Origin of the sequence: Actinomyces israelii DSM 43320 (genome assembly GCF_000711965.1) — a bacterium.
Taxonomy (GTDB): domain Bacteria; phylum Actinomycetota; class Actinomycetes; order Actinomycetales; family Actinomycetaceae; genus Actinomyces; species Actinomyces israelii.
Genome location: NZ_JONS01000042.1, coordinates 1 through 20,069 on the forward strand (window position 1 = coordinate 1; position 20,069 = coordinate 20,069).

The window sequence follows — 20,069 nt, forward strand, 5'->3', positions numbered from 1 at the left end:
AAAGCCCTGCTGTCCCTCGGGCTGCTGGCCACTGGTGTTGGGGAAGCCCTGCTGCCCCTCGGGCTGAGTGCCGTAGTCATAGTCCGGGTAACTCGACCCGGAGAAGTCGGAGAGGGCCTGCTGCGTCTGTGTCTCGGACTGGCCGGGGTCCTCGAACGTCGCACCGGCGTTCATCCCGGGGACACCACCGCCGTACGGGAAAACGCCCTCGTCGGCCGATCCTCCCTGATAGTCCTGGTAGTCGGGCGACTCGCCGTAGAAGGTCGTCTCCTGCTCAGAGGCCTGAGGCACATCGGGCGCCTCCACGCCGCCGAGGTAGACGCGACCGGTGCGCGGGTCGATCCACTCCTCCCCCTCGGCGGCCGCCCGTTCCTTCTCCCGCGTCTCTCTGCGCGACAGAGGCCGGTTGGGGTCGCCGATCTGCGGGATTCCCGCCGTGGCCACGCCGTCGGCCTGCGCAAGCCGGGCGGCGCGCTCAGCAGAGCGGGCACGCCGCTGCCGGTCGGCATGACGCATCTGGATGTCGATGAGGAAGAGGAAGACGCCAACGAGAAGCAGGAGCCCTCCGACAATGAGTCCTGGAATGAGCCAGGGCGTCGAGACCTTGCGCGGCCAGGACAGCGAGATGTTCGGCGCCGGCGAGGAGCCGTCGGTGGCCGCCAGCATGACCAGGTCGGTGTCGTTGACGTCCCAGTTGAGCGTGGCAGTGCCCGTGCCCGTAGCGGTGGCCACCCACAGATCGGATGTGCTCGGATCGGCGCTGGAGGCCTCCAGGACGGTGCAGCCGTTCTCGTCGGTGCTCGGAGCGCTCGTCGGCGACGCCTCGGCGGAGGCGCTGGGAGCCGACGACGACGCAGGCGCGGCCTCATCACCGCATCTGGTCGTCACATCGGTCGCGGACAGCGCCGTCCAGCTGTCCAGGCCTGTGACGGACACGTAAGGGTCGTTGGCGAGCCAGGCATTGACGTCGGCCGAGTGCCCGACGGCGATGAACACCTGCTGGTCGTCAGAGGCAGCCGTCGCGGTAATAGTGGTCTCGGAGTCGACCCGGTTGAGGACACCCGGCTGTGTGACGACGTAGTTCTGGGTGGGGGCCGAGGCGAGAGTCGCCTCCGCGGTCGTGCCGGGCCGCCAGATCGTGGCGGAGCAGACGGCCAAGGCGATGGCGACCAGGCCAAGGACGGCGATGATCGCGCTCAAGATCCGTCGGTTCACGACGTGACTCTCCTCAAGGTCGTGGACATGGCGCCGCTGTCACCGGCCTCTGCACCAGGTGTGAGTGCCACAGAGCCTGGATGCAGACGTCGCCCAGAATCGCATGTTCCTATCGTCCGTGCGAGGAGCCTCGCCGAAGATCACAGGTCCTGCGCCCTCAGCGGAAGAACCGTGCCCAGCGTTATCTCGCAGCGTCTAGCCGCGACTAACAGCGACTGACAGCGGCTGACGGCGTCCGGGTCTGGCCCGCCCCTACGATGCCGCACCGGCGTCGTAGGCGGAGCATCGGCGCCGACCCGGCGCAGCGACAGGCCGCCGACGACGATCGCGCTCGGCGGCCGCCGGCTCGCGACGTGACCTTCCTCAAAGTCGGGGGGAAATCGCGGGCGCTGTGGGCCGACGCCGCCCCGCGAACTCCCGTCCCTTCGGCGCAGGAGCCGTCTCCCCGGCGTGTCGCACCGGATTCTCTTCGCCAACGAAGCATAATTCGCCCACCATCAAGTCCTCAGGACCTAGGCGCGAGCGATACCCTCATGGCTACGATTGGGTGACAGCGGGCCGTGGCGGCCCGCCAGAAGGAGGAGTGACGTGGCCGAGGGGTCTTCTGAGGAGTTCGCCATCACCATGCGCGGGTACGACCGTACCCAGGTCGACCAACGCATCAAGGCGCTATCCCGCCAGCTGGGAGATGCCAAACGTGAGGTCGCCAGTCTCGATCAGCGGGCTATGACGCTCGCCGGCGAGCTTGCCGATGCTCAGCGTCGCCTGCGCGAGGCGGACAAGCCTACTTACGCCGGGCTCGGCTCGCGCATCGAGCAGCTGCTGCGCAGCGCCGAGGAGCAGAGCACGTCGGTGCTCTCCAAGGCCAACGCCGAGGCCGACGCGCTCCTGGCACGTACGCGCGCCAACGCCGCCCACCTGTCCGAGCGCAGCTCCTCCGAGGCCGCCACCATGGTCGCCGACGCTCGACGGGAGGCCGCCGAGCTGCGATCCCACAGCGAGGCCGAGTCATCCACCATCCTGGCCAACGCCCAGGCCCGGGCCGACGAGCTCGTCGCCTCCGCGCAGCGTAAGGCGGACCAGATCGTCTCCGAGGCCAAGGCCAGCGCGACCGAGGCCCGGTCGTCGGCCGATCGCGAGGCGCAGCTGACGGTGGCCGCGGCCAAGAAGTCTGCCGCCGAGCTCACCGTGACCGCAGAGCGCGAGGCGAGCGAGACCAGGGAGGCGGCGGAGTCCGAGGCCGACGCGCTGCGGCGCTCCTCACAGGACCAGGCCGACTCGGTGACGGCGACCGCCGCCGAGGAGGCCCGCATCACGGTGGACAAGGCGCGCGCCGAGGCCGACTCCCTGCTGTCCGCCGCTCGCAGCGAGGCGGAGGCGCTGCGGCGCACGAGCACGGCCGAGGCCGAGGCCGCCCGGTCGGAGGCCACGGAGCTGCGCCAGCAGGCGCTTCTCGAGATCGCCGCGGCGCACGAGACGGCGGCCGAGGAGGACTCGGCCGCCCACGAGGCCGCGCGTCAGCACATCGAGGAGATGAACCAGCAGGCGCAGGAGCAGGCTGCGCAGGCCGAGGCCCGGCTCGAGGAGGCCCTCGCCCGTGCGGAGGCCGTCCGCTCCGAGGTGGACGACACCCTTCGCTCCCGCCAGGAGGAGGCCACGCGCCTGGCCGAGGACACCCTGAACCAGGCCCGCCTCGAGGCAACCGCCCTGCTCGAGGACGCCCGCGCCGACGCCGAGGTCGAGAAGACCTCCATGATGCGCCAGATCAAGGAGCTCGAGCGGCAGCGCGACTCGGTCGCCAGCTACCTCGAGGAGATGCGCAGCGTGCTCGGCAATGTCATGCCGCAGGCCCCGGAGTTCTCCGACGTCATCAGCGCTGCGCTGGCAACCGGCGTCCCGCAGGCCGCCGGCCTGTCCGACGTGACCCCGGGCAGCGCGGGCAGTGCCGGCTCCCCCGAGTCCTCGCAGAGCGCAGGCTCCCCCGAGGCGAGCGCCGACGGCGATGACTCCAGGTCCCTTCAGGAGGACCTGATGGGCATGGGCGGCCGCAAGCGCCGCTGAGCCGAGCCGGCGGCCCTTGTCCGCCGCGTCACGACCAGGCGCGGCGGACAAGGGCCAGCGTCTCCTCGCGAGTCATGCCCAGGTTGCGCATGGTCGTCACGAAGCGCATGGTCTCCCGCTCGGCAGCGGTGTCGGCGAGGTCCATGACATAGGTGCCGTGGCGGCCGCGCCCCTCGACGACTCCCTCGAGCTCCAGCTCGCGATATGCCTTGGCGACCGTGTTGACGGCGACGTCGAGCTCGGCCGCCAGGGCGCGCGTGGTCGGCAGACGCACCCCAGCGGTCAGCCGGCCCGAGGTGACATCGACACGGATCGCGGAGCAGATCTGTGCGAAGACCGGCTCCGAGGAGTCCGGGTCCAAAGTGATGCGCAGGCGGATAGGGACGGCCATGTTCCTAGTGTGCGCCTCATCACTGGCTTCCGCATCCTGAGACAGGTCATAAGTTGTCAGTAAGTCCGGCTGAAGTCAACCAGCCCCGCCGTTCGGGACCCCGCGGTTCCTTGTTCCGCCGTGACGGCGCCCGGCGGAGCCCTCGCGAGGCGCCTACCACAGGCGGCGCTCCCAGCAGGCCGTGTGCCAGTGACGACGCTCCTCCAGGCCGCGATCGGGCCCGAAGAGGGACTCATTCGACCAGGCGACGACGTGCGGCGTGCCCGGCGCGATGCTCCGATTGCAGCCGGGGCAGGTGTAGGGCTTGTCGCTGCCGCGCAGGCGACGCACGGTGAAGTCGGCGCCTCCCGGGCCGACCTGGGTACGCGGCATGGCGCCCAGTCGCCCCGGGTCGAGCGGACGGTGCCCGGCGCGATAGGGACGTTTGGAGCTGCGTCGTGCCATGGCCCGACCCTATCCGAGTCCGACCCCGCCGCACCCGGCCGACGTCGTGCGGGCAGCCCGGGTTCCGCAGCCGGACCGACGCAAGGCTCTCCCGGGAGGGCGCAGCCCCCGGGAGAGCCTTCTTCGCGTTCACGACGACGTCGGGGCGGTCGGCCCCGCGGCCGGGGGCGCAGCCCGCCCGGCCGCCCCGACGGCCGAGCGAGCTACCGGCGCAGGGCGGCGCCCGCCCCGTTCGGGACCGTCAGACCAGGCCCATCTCAGCGACGGTCTTCTTCTCGCCCAGGAGCTCGTTGACGGAGGCGTCGATCTGGGTGCGGGAGAACTCGTCGATCTCCAGGCCCTCGACGATCGTCCACTGCCCGCCTTCGGAGACGCAGGGGAAGGAGGAGATAATCCCCTCGGGCACGCCGTAGGAGCCGTCCGACATGACCGAGGCCGAGGTCCAGGAATAGCTCTTGACACCCAGGCACCAGTCGCGGACGTGGTCGATGGCGGCAGAGGCGGCGGAGGCGGCGGAGGAGGCGCCCCGCGCGGCGATAATGGCGGCGCCGCGCTTGGCGACGGTCGGGATGAAGTCCTTCTCGACCCAGGCGCGGTCGGCGAGGATGTCCGTGATCGGGGCGCCCTTGACCGTGGCCTGCGTGATGTCGGGGTACTGGGTCGAGGAGTGGTTGCCCCAGACGGTCACCTTGTCGAGGTCGGTGACGTGGCAGCCTGCCTTGGCGGCCAGCTGGGCCAGAGCGCGGTTGTGGTCCAGGCGGGTCATCGCGGTGAAGCGGGAGGCCGGGATGTCCTTGGCGTGGGAGGCAGCGATGAGCGCGTTGGTGTTGGCCGGGTTGCCGACGACGAGGACCTTGATGTCGTCGGCGGCACCGGCGTTCAGCGCCTCGCCCTGGGGGCCGAAGATGCCGCCGTTGGCGGACAGCAGGTCGCTGCGCTCCATGCCGGCCCTGCGCGGCATGGAGCCGACGAGGAAGGCGATGTTGGCTCCCTCGAAGGCCTGCTTCGGGTCGTCGAAGATGTCGACGCTGCCCAGGGTCGGGAAGGCGGAGTCGAACAGCTCCATGGCGGTGCCCTCGGCGGCCTTGACGGCCTGCGGGATCTCAAGCAGGCGCAGGTTGACGCGCTGGTCGGAGCCGAGCAGGGCGCCGGAGGCGATGCGGAAGAGCAGGGCGTAACCGATGTTGCCTGCCGCACCGGTGACGGCGATGTTAATGGGCGCGTTGGCCATAGGAGACTCCTTAGAGGATGAGGTGTCACTCGGGCCGCGAGCGGCGCAGCCCACGGCACGAGCCTACGGTGGCGGACCGGTGATGACCCGGACGATGGTTTCGCCGTCCATGTAATCCCGGTCATACGGGTCCGCGTGCCGACGCCGGGCGGCCCGGCCCCTGCCCGCCGCGCCGGGGCCGGGCCGCCCTCAGCTCACGGCGCCGGATCCGGCCGCCCCCGTGGATCCGGCCAGGTCCTCGGGGCTCACGACGCCCTCGACGCTGACGCGGTCGAGGTACCTCATGCCGTCGAAGGAGAGCTCGCGGGCGTTCTCCGGGTCGCCGTCGTCCCCGATCTGTCCGCCGGCGAGGCGGTCGACGACGATCGCGATGGCGCCGTCGCCGGTGACGTTGGTGGCGGTGCCGAAGGAGTCCATGGCGATGTAGGTGGCGATCATGAGGGCGACCTGGGCGTCGTCGAAGCCGAGCATGGACGACAGCAGGCCCGTGGCCGCCATAATGGCGCCGCCGGGCACACCCGGAGCGGCGACCATGGTGATGCCGAGCATGAAGATGAAGCCGACCCACTGCACGGTCGAGACGGTCAGGCCCTGGGTGAGCACGATCGCGAAGGCGAAGGCGAAGATCTTCGATGTCGAGCCGGCCAGGTGGATGGTGGCGCACAGCGGGACGGTGAAGGAGGCGACGGCGTCCGACACGCCGTTCCTCCTGGTCTGGGCCAGCGTCACGGGGATGGTCGCGGCCGAGGAGGATGTGCCCAGCGCCGTCAGGTAGGCGGGCATCATGGTGGCCAGCGCCCTGACCGGGTTCCTGGAGCCGACAATGCCGGCCGTGATGTACTGGGCACCGAGGATGACGATCTCCAGGACGAGGACGACGACCACGACCCGCAGCAGGGCGTGCATGACGGACCAGGCCTCGCCCGTGTAGGTGAGGTTGAGGAAGATGCCGAAGATGTGCAGCGGCAGCAGCGGAATGATGATCCGCTCAATGAGCCTGGTAATGATGGCGCGGAACTCGATGAAGCCCTTGCGCAGGACGCCGCGCGGCACCATCGACAGGCCGATGCCGAGGACGAAGGACAGCAGCAGGGCCGTCATGACGGGCACGGGCGCCGGCATCTCAATGCTGAAGTAGGAGTCCAGCGCGCTACCGGGCTCCTTGACCTCCGACAGGGCCGTGCCCGCCAGCAGACGCGGTAGGAGCGCCGTGCACACGATGTAGGTCAGGAATCCCGAGAAGAGCGTGGAGCCGTAGGCGATCGCCGTCGTGATGCCGAGCCACTTGCCGGCGCCCCTGCCGAGGTCGGCGATCGCCGGCGTCACCAGGCCGATGATGATCAGCGGGATGGCGAAGGACAGGAACTGGCTGAACAGCCCGGAGAACGTTGCGAAGACGCGCCCCAGGGCCTGCGGGATGAGCGGGCCCCCGCCGATCCTGATACTGCCCAGGGCGAGGGAGAGGACAATGGCGAGGAGCACCCATACGAGGATGCCGCCGGCCGAGAGCATCTTGCGGAGATGTGACACGGAACTGCCTTTCGGGCGGGTGCAGGCGGTGGGGTACCGCCCTGCTGCGCCGCAGCATGCCACAGGAGCATTTTCGGGCCGTCCCTGTTTCGCGGACTGGTCCGCCCGCAGGCGCCGTCCGGCTCGGCGCCTGCGGCCTCACACGACCCGCGGCAGGTCCGCGTAGTAGGTCAGGGCGAGCAGCGCCAGCGCGAGGATGATCCCGAAGACGACGTCGAAGAGGCGCCCGCGCGCGGCCATCCAGGTGCCATCGGGCCGCTGCAGGCGCAGCAGCGAGACCAGCAGCACGCCGATGCCGAGCCACACGATGGCCAGGCGCCGGTGACCCAGCAGGGAGATCACGGGCACCGCCGCCAGGCCGACCGCCACCGCGAGGACCGCCAGGGTCCGGTAGGGCTCCTTGTGCTTGGCGGGCGGTCGGGCGACGGGAAGCCCCGCCCTGGTCCAGGCGTCCTCGGCCGAGATCTGCGGCCTGCCCGCCGGCGAGTGCGCATCGGCGGTCCGCCGCGTGTTCTGGTCCTGGCTCACGGCCGTCATCGTAGCGGGCGACGCCGGGGCGGCAGGCGGTGACCGGGCACCGTGCTGCCGCCGCGGAGGCGCCGCGGGGCGCCGGGGGCCGTCAGTGGGCGAAGTGGCGGGAGCCGGTGAGGTACATGGTGACGCCGGCCGCCTGGGCGGCGGCAATGACCTCGTCGTCGCGGATGGATCCGCCGGGTTGGACGACGGCGGTCACGCCGGCGTCGATGAGGACCTGGAGGCCGTCGGCGAAGGGGAAGAAGGCGTCCGAGGCGGCCACGGCGCCGCGGGCGCGCTCGGGCGGCGCGGCCCGGAGGACCGCGGCGGCGTCGCCCCCCTCGGGAGCCTGCGGGGCGGCGTCGCCGGTGGAGCGGGGCCCCAGGGTGTTGGCGCGCTCGACGGCCAGCCTGCAGGAGTCGACCCGGTTGACCTGCCCCATGCCGACGCCCACGGTCGCCCCGTCCCTGGCCAGCAGGATGGCGTTGGAGCGCACCGAGCGGATGGCCCGCCAGGCGAAGCGCAGGTCGGCGAGGGCCGCCTCGTCGGCGGCCGGGCCGGCGACGAGCCGCCAGGCGGCGGGGTCGTCGTCGCCGGCCTGGTAGGCGTCCCGCTCCTGGATGACGGCGCCGCCGGAGACCTGCTTGATCTCGTAGCCCTCCCGCTCGGGCGGCTCGACGACGAGCAGGCGCAGGTTCTTCTTGGCCGACAGGATCTTCACGGCCTCCTCCTCGAAGGCCGGGGCCGCGACGACCTCGGTGAAGATAGGCCTGATCTGGCGGGCCATCGCCGCGGTGACGGCGGCGTTGGCGGCGATGACGCCGCCGTAGGCGGACACGGGGTCGCAGGCGTGGGCGCGGCGGTGCGCCTCGGCGACGTCGCCTGCGGCGGAGACGGCGATGCCGCAGGGGTTGGCGTGCTTGACGACGGCGACCGCGGCGGCGCCGTCCGTGCCGTCGCCGTGGTCGTAGACCGCCCGCAGGGCGGCGTCGGTGTCGGTGTAGTTGTTGTAGCTCATGGCCCTGCCGTGCAGCTGGCGGGCCCCGGCCACTCCCCCGGTCTCGTCCGGGGCGCGGTAGACGGCGGCGCGCTGGTGCGGGTTCTCCCCGTAGCGCAGGTGCGCCAGGCGCTCGTAGCCGACGCCGACGTAGGCGGGCGGGGCGGATCCGGCGGCCTCGGGCGCTGCTGCTGAGGCACCCGTGGCGACGTCCGCCGTACCATCCGCCGCGCCCGCCGCACCTGCTGCGGCGTCGTTCTCGATCTGCTCGGCCATCCAGGTGGCGACGGCGGCGTCGTAGGCGGCGGTGCGCGCGAAGGCCCGCGCGGCCAGGGCGCGGCGCCGGGCCGGGGTGAAGCCGCCGGAGCGCACGGCGGCGGCGACCTCGCCGTAGACGGCGGGGTCGGTGACCACGGCGACGCCGGAGTGGTTCTTGGCGGCGGCGCGCACCATGGCGGGCCCGCCGATGTCGATCTGCTCGACGCAGGCGTCGAGGGGGGCGCCCGAGGCGACGGTGTCGGAGAAGGGGTAGAGGTTGACCACGACGAGGTCGATGGGGGCCGTGCCCAGCTCTGTGATCCGGCTCATGTGCTCGGCCTTGCGGCGGTCGGCGAGGATCCCGGCATGGATGGCCGGGTGCAGGGTCTTGACCCGTCCCTGAAGGCACTCGGGGAAGCCGGTGACGTCCTCGACGGAGGTGACCGGCAGGCCCGCACCGGCGATGGCGGCGGCGGTGGAGCCGGTGGAGATGATCTCGGCACCGGCGTCGACGAGGGCGGCGGCCAGCTCGACCAGTCCGGTCTTGTCGTAGACGGAGATCAGGGCCCGGCGCACGGGAACCCGCTCCGGGGCGGCCGGTCCCTCGGCGGGGACGTTCTGGATGGGGACGGCCGGCTGGGGCTGTGTGGTCACTGGCGCTCCTGGTGCGATCGGTGCGGGGACGCCCAGGCGGGCGACGTCCCCTGCTCGTGATCGGTGGCCGCTCCCCGGTGGTGCCCCACCCTCGCCAGTCGCGACCGGTCGCAGTCTAGCCGCTTGCGCCCGCCCGCTTCTCCCCGGCGTCGTTCTCCCGCGACCGCGCGGACTGCACGTAGCGGTAGACGGTCGGCTCGGAGACCCCGAGGGCCGAGGCGAGCACGGGAATGCTGCCCTTGAACTGGAAGAAGCCCTGGGCGTGCAGGTCCGCGACGACCTCGAGCCTCTCCTCGGGCTTGAAGCGGTCCCGGCTCGTGCCCCGCCGGCGGGCGACGTCGTCGATCGCCTCGGCCGCCATGCCGTCGATGGAGGACACGAGGGTCTCCCGGCTCACGGGCGCGCCCGCGTCGGCGGCGCCGGGGAAGAGCCCGGAGACCTCGGCAACCAGCGACTCCAGCCGCCTCATGAGAGTGTGGTCGGTGTTGACGCAGAGCATCCCGATGAGTCGGCCGTCGCGGCGTATGAAGAATGAGGAGGAGGCGAGCGTCCGTCCCCCGGCCCGCGCGGTGTAGTGGACCCGGTAGGGAACCTGCTCGCCGGAGTCCTCCTCGAGCTCGCGCAGCACGAGGTCGGTGGCGGGCGAGCCGATGGTGCGTCCGGAGACCTCGCCGTTGACGATCGCCACGACGGAGGCGTCGATGTCGGCCAGGTCGTGAAGCACGACCTCGGTGTTGCGCCCCACGACCTCGCCGAGGAAGGAGACGAGCGGGATGTAGGAGGCGATGATCTCGCTGTCGTCTCGCATCCGCATCCCTCCATGTCATCCGTCGGCCAGCGGGTCAGAGCAGCCCGGAGCCCCTGCGCACGTACTCCCCCATCTCGGGGCGCGGCACCATACTGCCACCTGTGGCCCAGGCGATGTGGGTCGCACGGGCGAGGGTCTCATCATCCAGACCGAGCCGGGCCCGGTACTCCGCGTCCTCGACGACGCGCGCCGGCCCCACAAGACCCGCAGTCGAGGAGGGCTCGATGTCGATCCCCTCCGACTCGTGCAGCTGCGCCAGCAGGGTGTAGAGGTGATCGTCGTCGACGGTGACGAACCCGTCGATGAGGTGCTGCATGGCCTGACCGACGAAGCCCGAGGGGCGCCCGCAGGCCAGCCCGTCCGCGGCGGTGACATTGTCAATGCCGAAGTCCTGCACGCTCATGGCGTCGTGAAGGCCGGTGTAGACGCCCAGGAACATCGACGGGCAGTGGGTCGGCTCGGCGAAGACGACGCGGACCGCGTCGCCGAACTCGGCCTTGAGCCCGAAGGCGACGCCTCCGGGCCCCCCGCCGACCCCGCAGGGCAGGTAGACGATGAGCGGATGCCGGTCGTCGACCGTGACGTCGAGCGCCTGGAGCTGGCCGGCGAGGCGGTGGGCGGCGACGGAGTAGCCGAGGAACAGGCTGCGGGAGTTCTCGTCGTCCACGAAGTAGCACGTCGGGTCCCCCTCCGCCTGCGCGCGCCCCCGCTTGACCGCCTCGGAGTAGTCCGACTCGTACTCGACGACCTCGACGCCGTGGGCGCGCAGCATGTCCTTCTTCCACTGCCGCGCATCGGAGGACATGTGGACGGAGGCCTGGAAGCCCAGCCTGGCGCTCATAATGCCGATCGACAGACCCAGGTTGCCGGTGGAGCCCACGGCGACCGAGTAGCCCGAGAAGAACTCGGTGAGCTCCGGCCGGGCGAGAATCGCGTAGTCGTTGTCGAGGCTGATCCGGCCCGCCGAGACGGCCAGCTCCTCGGCGTGCTTGAGCACCTCGTAGATCCCGCCTCGCGCCTTGATCGACCCGGATATCGGCAGCTCGGAATCCAGCTTGAGCCAGAGGTGGCCGGGGATGGCGCGACCGGCGTCGCGCTCGATGACCTCCTGCATCGCGGGAGCCGCGACAAGCGGGGACTCCACAATGCCCAGGGTCGCACGCGTGTCGGGGAAGACGGTAGCCAGGTACGGGGCGAAGCGCTTCAGGCGCGCGGCGGCGTCCTCAATGTCCGTGCGCGTGAGCCCCACCTCGGCGAGACCGTCGGCGGCGCCGAGGATGTCGGGGTTGAACCAGCTGGTCTCGGTCATCGCTGTCAAGGGCTTCATCAGTGGCAGGGCCTGCGTCCACTCCTCGCTGGTGCGACCGTGGATGAGGGCGTCAGTCATGACGGGATTCCTTTCGTGTTGCTGCATGTCGTTGGTGATCGGTTCAGCGGTCGCGGGCGGCGCACCGGGTCAGACGACCAGGCTGAGAAGAAGGGTGCCGATGAGGCCGACCACGGAGGCGCAGCTCGTGGCCAGGGTGAGGGAGCGCAGGGTCTGCTGGACCGACATGCCCAGGTACTCCTTGACCAGCCAGAACAGCGAGTCGGTGACCTGCGTGAGGCCGATCGCTCCGGCGCCGATGGCGATGGCCATGACCTCGGGGGACAGAGACGGGTCGTTGGTCACCATCGGCAGGACGATTCCAGCGGCACTGATCATGGCGACAGTGGCGGAGCCGACCGCGAAGTGCAGGAGAAGGGCGATGAGCCAGGCGAGAATGACCGGGCTCACGGGCAGCGCCGAAAGAAGGCGGGCGATGCTGTCGCCGATGCCGGAGGCGATGAGCACCTCGTTGAAGGCGCCGCCCGCACCGATGATGAGAAGGATCCCCGCGATCGGCCCGAAGGACCCGTCGGTCAGGTCGAGCAGGTCGCTCATTCCCGCACCCCGCCTGAGACCGAGCGACCAGTATGCGAAGAAGACCGCGATGAGCAGCGCGGTGATCGGGTTGCCGATGAGGTTGACGACGGGCAGGGCTCCGTTGCTCTCGGGAAGCGCCTGCACCAGGACAGTGCGCCCGACCATGATGAGAAGGGGCAGCAGGATCGTGAAGAGAGTGATTCCGAAGCCGGGCAGGCTCCCCTCCGGCTCAGGAGCCTGCTCAGGGCGCCTCCCCGAAGCCGCCTCCTCAGCCTCCGCGTCTCCCGCCTCGCCGTCCGCGGCGAGCCTGCCCGCTGTGACGGCAGTGGCGACAGCACCCCTGATGCCGAAGTACGAGAACACGGGACCGCCGACCGCGGCGCAGGGCAGGCCGACGAGCAGGCCGAGGACGATGACCTTTCCGACGTCCGCGCCCAGGGTGCCGGCGATCGCGGTGGCAGCGGGGTGCGGCGGCACGATGCAGTGCACGACCATGAGGGATGTCACCAGCGGGACAGCGACCTTGATGGCGGAGATCTTGGCCTGCCGGGCAATGACGAAGACGAGCGGCACGAGAAGGACGAACCCGACCTCCACGAAGACCGGGATTCTCGCGATGAAGCCGATGAGCATCATGACCCAGGTCGCTCGATCGCGCCCCAGCCAGTGCAGGAGGCTGTTGGCGATCCGCTCGGCGCCGCCGGAGACCTCAAGCATCTTCCCGAGGACCGAGCCGAAGCCGATGATCAGCGCCAGGAAGCCGAGCGTCCCGCCCACACCGGCCTCGATCGTGTCGCCGAGGGCGTCCAGAGGCGTGCCGGTCACAATGCCGACGCCGAAGGCGGCCAGTGTCAGTGCGAGAGCGGGGTGAAGCTTGACCTTGACGATCAGCACCACAATCAGTGCGATGGCGACAATGAGTACGCATATCAGTGCCGGTGCGGACATAGATGTTCCTTGCAGAATTGGGGGACGCTCATAAACGGAGCCTCGTCGCTCCGGCGGTGGCCGCGCATTGGCGCACGGCTCGCCCCGATCGTAGTGATAGAAGATTATCGATCTGATAAAAATGTATCAAGCGTCGGGACGTACCGCCCCAGATGCCGGTCAGCAGTCATCGGCGCGCGGAGAGGGGCGCCCCTCTCCGCGCGCCGGCGCCGTCCCAGCGCACACAGGAGCGCCCGGTAGCGGCCCGGCCGCGCGGGGGTCTCAGTCCTCCCGAGCGGAGGCCGAGTCGGCGGCCTGCGCCCGCTCGCGCCACCCCGCGAAGGGGCTCCGCCCGGAGCCGGTGAAGGTCGCCCCGGGAGAGGGGATCTTCCTGGTCGTCGCTACCGGCTCGGCCTCGCCGCCGGCGGCCCGGCGCCTCGCCGCGCCGGCCTTCGCCCGATGAGGCGGGACCTGCCCCGTCCTCGCCTCGCGTCGCGGACCCGCACCGGCCTGCGCGCGACGGCGGTTCCCGGCCTCGGTCGACGCCCCTCTCCCTTCCTCGGCCGTCTCGGCCCGGCCGGCCCCGTCCGTCCTGCTGGCGCCCTCGCCGTCGTCGCGGACGCGGCGGGACTCACGGGCGGCGGACCGGTCCCGGGGAGGCTCGGCCTCGTCCTGCCTCCGCTCGCGCGCACCGTGCGCGGAGGCGCCGGCGGCCGCCGTCGCCCTGCGGGAGGTCAGCCGGTGGTGGGTGGTGGGGTGGGTGAGGACCGCGACGGCGACGAGTCCGACCCCGACCTCCAGAGCGATGAAGAGGCACAGGTACCCCGGGTGCGGGCCGACCCGGGCCAGCCTGCCGGGACCGATCGGCCCGGAGGCCCCCAGGGCGAGGGCCAGGCAGCCGAGCGTCACGATGAGGGTCGCGGCCAGGGCGGCCAGGAGGGCCTCGCTGAGCTCGAGCCCGAGGAGCTCTCGACGTCGGCGCCAGGCCGCGCCCATGGCGGCGAGCGTGATGACCATGGGCAGGTAGACGCCCACGGCCCCCAGCGGTGCGGTGGGCAGCAGCCCCAGCACGGGCATGACGGGGACGGCGTCGGCGATGACGACGTCAGGGGAGAACAGGGTGCCCGTCCCCACGGCGAAGCCGGGGCCGGCCAGCCACGCCAGCGCCCACACGAGCAGGGTCGGCGCCCACCCGGCCTGCAGCACGACAAGCCCGGCGGAGGCCACGAGCCCCCCGGCGGACAGGGCGTCGTGAAGACGTCCGACGCGCCCAGCGCCCGTGATGACGGCCGCCACCGCGACGACGGCGACCAGTGCCGCGACGGCCAGGGCCGTGCTGCGCACGAGGGCGAGGGCGGGGTCCGCCCAGCGCGGGCGGCGCCCCCACCACCGGGCCATGCCCGCCCAGCCCCGTCCGGCGCGCTGCAGGTGGCCGAAGGTGATGAGCGCCGTCAGTACGCCGAGCCCCAGCACCGCCGTCCACAGGCGCGAGCCCGCCGGGTTCGACGCCGCGGCGATGAGGGCCGCGCTCGCCACCGCGGTCAGGACCGCCCACAGCCCCGACATCAGGCGGACGAGTCGCGAGCGGCGTACCGACCACCGGGTGATGAGCGCCTGGATGATGGTCAGGCCCAGCAGCGGCAGGCCGACGGCGCCGTCGGGGCTCGCCGCGCTCCCCCACTGCCCGCCCAGGCCCAGGCCCCACAGGCCGGTGGCGGTGCGCAGGGCGGTGCCCACGGACAGCGCCGCGGCGGCGTCCATGGAGGATGTGGCGGCGAAGACGGCCAGCGTGGGGACGACCACGAGCAGCCAGCCCGCCAGGACCGACTCCACGCCCGCGCGCACCGCGAAAGGCCAGTCGGCGGGCACCACCCGGCGCAGCCAGCCGGCGCGGGCGGTCCCGGCGGCCTCCGAGACGACCCGGTCCCGTCGCGCCTGGGTGTCGCCGGCGCTCACATCTGCCCCGCCGCGCCGGCGGTCTTCCTGTACAGCTCGCGGGCGAGGGCCGCGGTCTCGCTGGGCGTGCGCCCCACGTGCACGCCCGCGGCCTCCAGAGCGGCCTTCTTGGCCCGGGCGGTGCCGGACGAGCCGGAGACGATGGCACCGGCGTGACCCATGGTCCTTCCCTCCGGGGCGGTGAAGCCGGCGACGTAGGCGACCACGGGCTTGGTCATGGAGGAGCGGATGTAAGCGGCGGCGCGCTCCTCGGCGTCCCCCCCGATCTCCCCGATCATGACCACCAGGTGCGTGTCCGGGTCGGCCTCGAAGGCCTCCAGGGCGTCGATGTGGGTGGTGCCGACCACCGGGTCGCCGCCGATGCCGATGCAGGTGGTGAAGCCGATGTCGCGCAGCTCGTGCATGAGCTGGTAGGTCAGCGTGCCGGACTTGGAGACCAGGCCGATAGGGCCAGGGCCGGTGATGTCGGGCGGGGTGATGCCGACGTTGGAGCGCCCCGGGGAGATGATGCCCGGGCAGTTGGGGCCGATGATCTGCGCGCCGCGGTCGGCGGCGTAGGCGCGGGCGTAGGTCGCGTCGGCCACGGGGATGCCCTCTGTGATGACGACGATCAGGCGCATGCCGGCGTCGACGGCCTCGATAATCGCCCCCTTTGCGAAGGCCGGGGGCACGAAGATCACGGAGACGGCGGCGCCGGTGGCCCCCCTGGCCTCGGCGACGGTGCCGTGAACCTGGATCTCGACGGTGCCCGCGACCACGCCCCTCGGCCCGGCTCCCGGGCCGAGGGGGGCGACGTCGAAGGCGACGGCGGTGCCGGCCCTGCGCGGGTTGACGCCGGCGACGACCCTCGTGCCGGCGCACAGCATGCGGCGGGTGTGCTTGCGGCCCTCGGAGCCGGTCATGCCCTGGACGACGACGCGATCGTTCTCGGTGAGGAAGATGCTCATGGCTCAGGCCCCCTGCGCGGTGTCGGTGTCGTGGGCGATAGCGGTGACGGCGTCGGCGGCGCCGTCCATGGTCTCGACAACGGTGACGCCCGGCAGGGCCGCCTCGGCGAGGATCCGGCGGGCCTCCTCGGCGCTGTTGCCGTCCAGGCGCACGACGATCGGCTTGTCGAGGCCCTCCAGGGAGCCGACCGCGGTCAGGATGCCGGCGGCGACGGTGTCGCAGGAGGTGATGCCGCCGAAGACGTTGACGAGGATGGCGCGCACCTGCGGGTCGGAGGCGACCACCTCCAGGCCGGTGGCCATGTCCTCGGCCGAGGAGCCGCCCCCCAGGTCCAGGAAGTTGGCCGGGCGCATGCCGCCGTGGCGCTCGCCGGCCCCGGCGACGACGTCGAGGGTGGACATGACCAGCCCGGCGCCGTTGCCGAGCACCCCGACCTCGCCGGCCAGGCGGACGTAGTTCAGGCCGGCGTCCTTGGCGCGGGTCTCGAGCGGGTCGGCCTCGGCGGTGCTCGTGAAGGCGGCGTGCCCGGGGTGGCGGAAGGCGGCGTTGTCGTCGAGCGTGACCTTGCCGTCCAGGGCCAGGATGGTGCCGTCAGCGGTCAGGACGAGGGGGTTGACCTCCACGAGGGTGGCGTCCTCGGCGGTGAAGACCTCCCACAGGCGGACGATGACCTCAGCGATCCGGGCGGCGGTGGGGCCGGGCTCGAAGCCCGCGGCCTCGACGATGCTCGCGGCGACGTCGTCGGTCAGGCCGGTCAGGGGGTCGATCGCGATGCGGGCGAGCGCCTCGGGGTGCTCGGCGGCGAGGGTCTCGATGTCCATGCCGCCCTCGCGCGAGCACATGGCCAGGTAGCGGCGCTCGGCACGGTCCAGGAGGACGGAGAAGTAGTACTCGGCCTCGATATCGGCGCCGTCGGCGATCAAGACGGTGTGCACCGTGTGGCCCTTGATGTCCATACCGAGGATCTCGGCGGCGCGCCGCTCGGCCTCCGCCGCACTGCGCGCGAGCTTGACGCCGCCGGCCTTGCCGCGGCCGCCGGTCTTGACCTGGGCCTTGACGACCACCAGCGACGAGCCGGAGCCGAAGAGCTCCGCCGCGGCCTCGCGCGCCTGCTCAGGGGTGGTGGCGACCGCTCCGCCCAGCACGGGGACCCCGTGCTCGCGGAACAGCTCCCGCGCCTGGTACTCGTACAGATCCATGCGCTCGTCCTCTCAGGATCGTTTCTAGCCGCTCGAGGCGGCCGGGCGGGCGGGCCGCCAGCGCCTCCCGGACTGAGCCTAACGTCCCGGTCCGCCCCTTCGTGCGATCATGGCGCGCCTGCGCGTCGAGGACGCGCCGCCCGGGGCGCAGCCGAACGTGCCGAGCACGTATGCTCCAGCGTCATCAATATGATGGGGCCTGCAGGTAGTGGCCTCTCTCGGCGTCAGACCTCCCCGTCGTACACCTGACGCCCCTATGGACGACAATTCCCACGGCCACATCCTGACGCTGCAGGCCCGCAGACAGGTCGAAAGCCATGCCGGAGAGCTCGTGGCCACCCTCGGCAGCGTCATCATTGTCATCATTATGGTGCCGGGCTTCTTCAGCGGCTCCAACCCCAAGGATCATCTCGACCACCCCTGGTGGTGGGCCTGCGCCCTCCTCGAGGGATCGACTCGGGGCCACCGGCCCACCACCGGCCCAACAGGCGCGGCTCGCTGGGGCCTGCAGAGCCGATGCGACTCGACTGCAGCATCCGGGGCGCCCCGGGCCGGCTGCCGGCACCGGCACGAAAAGCGCCGCCATCCGCGTGACGCAGGCCCCACCGGCGGGGGACAATGAGGGCACCGGACCAGCCGGACCACGAGAGAGGGACACCGATGACCGCCGCGCCCGCCACCACCACTACTGCTGCACCGGTGAGGATCGGTGTTCTGACGTCTGGCGGTGACGCGCAGGGGATGAACGCCGCCGTGCGCGCCGTCGTCCGCGCCGCCCTGCGCATGGGCGCCCAGCCCTACGCCGTCATGGAGGGCTGGGCCGGCGCCGTCGCCGGGGGCGACAGCGTCCGTCCGCTCGAGTGGGACTCGGTCGGCTCGATCCTCCACCGCGGCGGCACCCTCATCGGCACCGCCCGCTCCGCGGAGTTCCGCGAGCGCGAGGGGCAGCTGGCCGCGGCGCGCAACCTGCTGGAGCACGACATCGACCGCCTCGTCGTCATCGGCGGCGACGGCTCCCTCACCGGCACCGACGTGTTCCGCACGAACTGGCCCTCTCTCGTCGCCGAGCTGGTCGAGCGCGGCGAGATCCCCCCCGAGACGGCCGCGGCCCATCCGGCGCTCATGGTGACCGGCATCGTCGGCAGCATCGACAACGACCTCGTCGGGGCCGACATGACCATCGGCACGGACTCGGCCCTGCACCGCATCCTCGAGGCGATCGACGACATCTCCTCCACCGCCGCCTCCCACCAGCGCACCTTCATCGTCGAGGTCATGGGCCGCCACTGCGGCTACCTCGCGCTCATGGCCGCCGTCGCCGGCGGCTGCGACTACGTGCTGGTGCCCGAGCTCCCGCCCGCCGGCGGCTGGGAGGAGGACATGTGCCGCAAGCTCGCCAAGGGCCGGGAGGCCGGGCGACGCGAGTCCATGGTCGTGGTCGCAGAGGGCGCCACCGACCGGTCCGGCAACCGCATCTCCGCCGACGACGTCAAACGCGTGCTGGCCGAGAAGCTGGGCGAGGAGGCGCGCGTGACGATCCTGGGCCACGTCCAGCGCGGAGGCAAGCCGAGCGCCTACGACCGGTGGATGTCGACCCTGCTGGGCTGCGCGGCCGCCCACGAGATGGTCACCGCCACCCCGGACTCCGAGCCGGTCATTATCGCCGAGCGCCACAACCGCATCACCCGCCTGCCCATGATGGAGCAGATCCGCGCCACGCGGGCGGTCAAGGACCTCGTGGCCGGCGGGGACTACGAGGGGGCCGTGGCCGCCCGCGGCGCGAGCTTCGGGGAGATGCTGCGGATCTTCGAGACCATGTCCACTCCCCCCGAGCTCGACCCCGACGTCGCCGCCTCGCACGGGCAGTCCGGCGCCGAGCCCAAGCGAGTCGCCATCATCCATGCCGGCGGCCTCGCCCCCGGCATGAACACGGCGGCGCGGGCTGCGGTGCGCCTGGGGCTGGACCACGACTTCACCATGCTCGGGGTCTACGGGGGCTTTCCCGGGCTTCTCGACGGCGAGGTGCGCGAGCTGAGCTGGGACGACGTCGAGGGCTGGGTCGGGGACGGCGGCGCCCAGCTCGGCACGCGGCGCGAGGTCCCCACCATCGAGCAGCTCTACGCGCTGGGGCGCGCCATCGAGTCCCACAGGATCGACGCCCTGCTCATTATCGGCGGCTTCAACGCCTACCTGTCCGCCCACAAGCTGGTCACGGAGCGGGACCGCTACCCCGCCTTCAAGATCCCGATCATCTGCGTGCCCGCCTCGATCGACAACAACCTGCCGGGCAGCGAGCTGAGCATCGGCGCCGACACGGCCCTGAACAACGCCGTCGGCGCACTGGACTCGATCAAGCAGTCGGCGGCCGCCTCGCACCGCTGCTTCGTGGCCGAGTCGATGGGCCGCAAGTGCGGCTACCTCGCCCTCATGAGCGGCATCGCCACCGGGGCCGAGCGCGTCTACCTCAACGAGGACGGCCTCACACTGGCCCAGCTGGCCAAGGACTCGGCGCGCATGGTGGAGTCCTTCCGCTCGGGCCGCCAGCTCTACCTGGTGATCCGCAACGAGAGGGCGAGCGAGAACTACACCCTGGACGTGCTCGCCAAGATCTTCGCCCAGGAGGGCCGCGGCCTGTACGACGTGCGCCATGCCGCGATCGGCCACCTGCAGCAGGGCGGGGACCCGTCCGCCTTCGACCGCATTATGGCCACCAAGCTCGTGGCGCACGCTCTTCGCCTGCTGTCGGACCAGCTGGAGGCGGGGACCCACCACTCCAGCTACGTGGGCCTGACGCAGGGGCGGATCACCCACCACCGCCTGGAGCGCATGAACGACGAGCTGGACCTGTCCTCGCGCCGCCCCCTTCACCAGTGGTGGATGGGCCTGCGCGAGGCCATCGCCCTGGTCAGTCAGAACGCGGGCGCCATCCCCCTGGAGGACGTTCCCGACTTCGGCGCGTCAGTGAGCGCCGCCGCGGCCGCGGCCCCGGAGTGAGGCACCGGCGCCCTCGGCTGCCGGCGGGCCGCGTCCT

The 20,069-nt window shown here is 71.7% G+C and carries 16 protein-coding genes and 1 riboswitch; of the genes, 3 read left to right on the plus strand and 13 right to left on the minus strand.

What is annotated here, in order from left to right; all coding sequences use genetic code 11:
* On the minus strand, nucleotides 1-1,215 hold a 1,215-nt coding region (locus O145_RS12325; protein WP_229118548.1), incomplete at its 3' end, for a hypothetical protein.
* A 588-nt stretch (nucleotides 1,216-1,803) separates the two neighbouring features.
* Between O145_RS12325 and O145_RS12330 the strand changes: the two genes are divergently transcribed.
* Complete coding sequence (locus tag O145_RS12330) at nucleotides 1,804-3,276, plus strand: hypothetical protein (RefSeq protein WP_043563454.1); 1,473 nt, start codon at nucleotides 1,804-1,806, stop codon at nucleotides 3,274-3,276.
* 28 nt (nucleotides 3,277-3,304) lie between these two features.
* Here O145_RS12330 and O145_RS12335 read toward each other — a convergent pair whose 3' ends face one another.
* The 12 genes from O145_RS12335 to sucC all read right to left on the minus strand — a co-directional run bounded on the left by O145_RS12335 (nucleotide 3,305) and on the right by sucC (nucleotide 17,038).
* Complete coding sequence (locus O145_RS12335; protein ID WP_043563456.1) at nucleotides 3,305-3,667, minus strand: GntR family transcriptional regulator; 363 nt, start codon at nucleotides 3,665-3,667, stop codon at nucleotides 3,305-3,307.
* Nucleotides 3,668-3,820: 153 nt separating this feature from the next.
* Nucleotides 3,821-4,111, minus strand: a complete 291-nt coding sequence (locus O145_RS12340; protein ID WP_043563458.1) for a hypothetical protein — start codon at nucleotides 4,109-4,111, stop codon at nucleotides 3,821-3,823.
* Between the two features lie 241 nt (nucleotides 4,112-4,352).
* On the minus strand, nucleotides 4,353-5,342 hold the full coding sequence (locus O145_RS12345; RefSeq protein ID WP_043563459.1) for a malate dehydrogenase: 990 nt from the start codon (nucleotides 5,340-5,342) through the stop codon (nucleotides 4,353-4,355).
* 189 nt (nucleotides 5,343-5,531) lie between these two features.
* Nucleotides 5,532-6,854, minus strand: coding sequence for a dicarboxylate/amino acid:cation symporter (locus tag O145_RS12350; RefSeq protein WP_043563460.1), 1,323 nt, complete (start codon nucleotides 6,852-6,854; stop codon nucleotides 5,532-5,534).
* A 156-nt stretch (nucleotides 6,855-7,010) separates the two neighbouring features.
* Complete coding sequence (locus O145_RS12355) at nucleotides 7,011-7,409, minus strand: hypothetical protein (RefSeq protein WP_043563462.1); 399 nt, start codon at nucleotides 7,407-7,409, stop codon at nucleotides 7,011-7,013.
* An 82-nt stretch (nucleotides 7,410-7,491) separates the two neighbouring features.
* The gene (gene purH, locus O145_RS12360) at nucleotides 7,492-9,264 is read right to left on the minus strand and encodes a bifunctional phosphoribosylaminoimidazolecarboxamide formyltransferase/IMP cyclohydrolase (protein ID WP_052375119.1); all 1,773 of its coding nucleotides are present in this window, start codon (nucleotides 9,262-9,264) and stop codon (nucleotides 7,492-7,494) included.
* A 53-nt stretch (nucleotides 9,265-9,317) separates the two neighbouring features.
* A riboswitch (ZMP/ZTP riboswitch) is annotated at nucleotides 9,318-9,403 on the minus strand.
* A 6-nt stretch (nucleotides 9,404-9,409) separates the two neighbouring features.
* Nucleotides 9,410-10,102 carry a helix-turn-helix transcriptional regulator gene (locus O145_RS12365; protein WP_052375113.1) on the minus strand — a complete coding sequence of 231 codons (693 nt, stop codon included), beginning with the start codon at nucleotides 10,100-10,102 and terminating at the stop codon, nucleotides 9,410-9,412.
* A 34-nt stretch (nucleotides 10,103-10,136) separates the two neighbouring features.
* On the minus strand, nucleotides 10,137-11,489 hold the full coding sequence (locus O145_RS12370; protein ID WP_043563465.1) for a D-serine ammonia-lyase: 1,353 nt from the start codon (nucleotides 11,487-11,489) through the stop codon (nucleotides 10,137-10,139).
* Between the two features lie 69 nt (nucleotides 11,490-11,558).
* Entirely contained in the window at nucleotides 11,559-12,956 is a 1,398-nt protein-coding gene (locus O145_RS12375) for a GntT/GntP/DsdX family permease (RefSeq protein WP_043563466.1), read from the minus strand.
* 261 nt (nucleotides 12,957-13,217) lie between these two features.
* The gene (locus tag O145_RS12380) at nucleotides 13,218-14,891 is read right to left on the minus strand and encodes a cell division protein PerM (protein WP_052375115.1); all 1,674 of its coding nucleotides are present in this window, start codon (nucleotides 14,889-14,891) and stop codon (nucleotides 13,218-13,220) included.
* Nucleotides 14,888-15,838: a succinate--CoA ligase subunit alpha gene (sucD, locus tag O145_RS12385; RefSeq protein ID WP_043563468.1), complete on the minus strand. Its 951-nt coding sequence runs from the start codon at nucleotides 15,836-15,838 to the stop codon at nucleotides 14,888-14,890. Before sucD ends, O145_RS12380 begins: the two co-directional genes overlap by 4 nt.
* A gap of 3 nt (nucleotides 15,839-15,841) precedes the next feature.
* Nucleotides 15,842-17,038: an ADP-forming succinate--CoA ligase subunit beta gene (sucC, locus tag O145_RS12390; protein WP_043563470.1), complete on the minus strand. Its 1,197-nt coding sequence runs from the start codon at nucleotides 17,036-17,038 to the stop codon at nucleotides 15,842-15,844.
* A gap of 256 nt (nucleotides 17,039-17,294) precedes the next feature.
* On the opposite strand from sucC, the gene O145_RS18295 reads away from it, so the two are divergent.
* Together O145_RS18295 and O145_RS12400 are read left to right on the plus strand one after the other, a co-directional pair.
* Nucleotides 17,295-17,660: a hypothetical protein gene (locus tag O145_RS18295; protein WP_156966753.1), complete on the plus strand. Its 366-nt coding sequence runs from the start codon at nucleotides 17,295-17,297 to the stop codon at nucleotides 17,658-17,660.
* Nucleotides 17,661-17,698: 38 nt separating this feature from the next.
* Nucleotides 17,699-20,032 carry a 6-phosphofructokinase gene (locus O145_RS12400; RefSeq protein ID WP_043563473.1) on the plus strand — a complete coding sequence of 778 codons (2,334 nt, stop codon included), beginning with the start codon at nucleotides 17,699-17,701 and terminating at the stop codon, nucleotides 20,030-20,032.
* The last annotated feature ends 37 nt before the right edge of the window (nucleotides 20,033-20,069 follow it).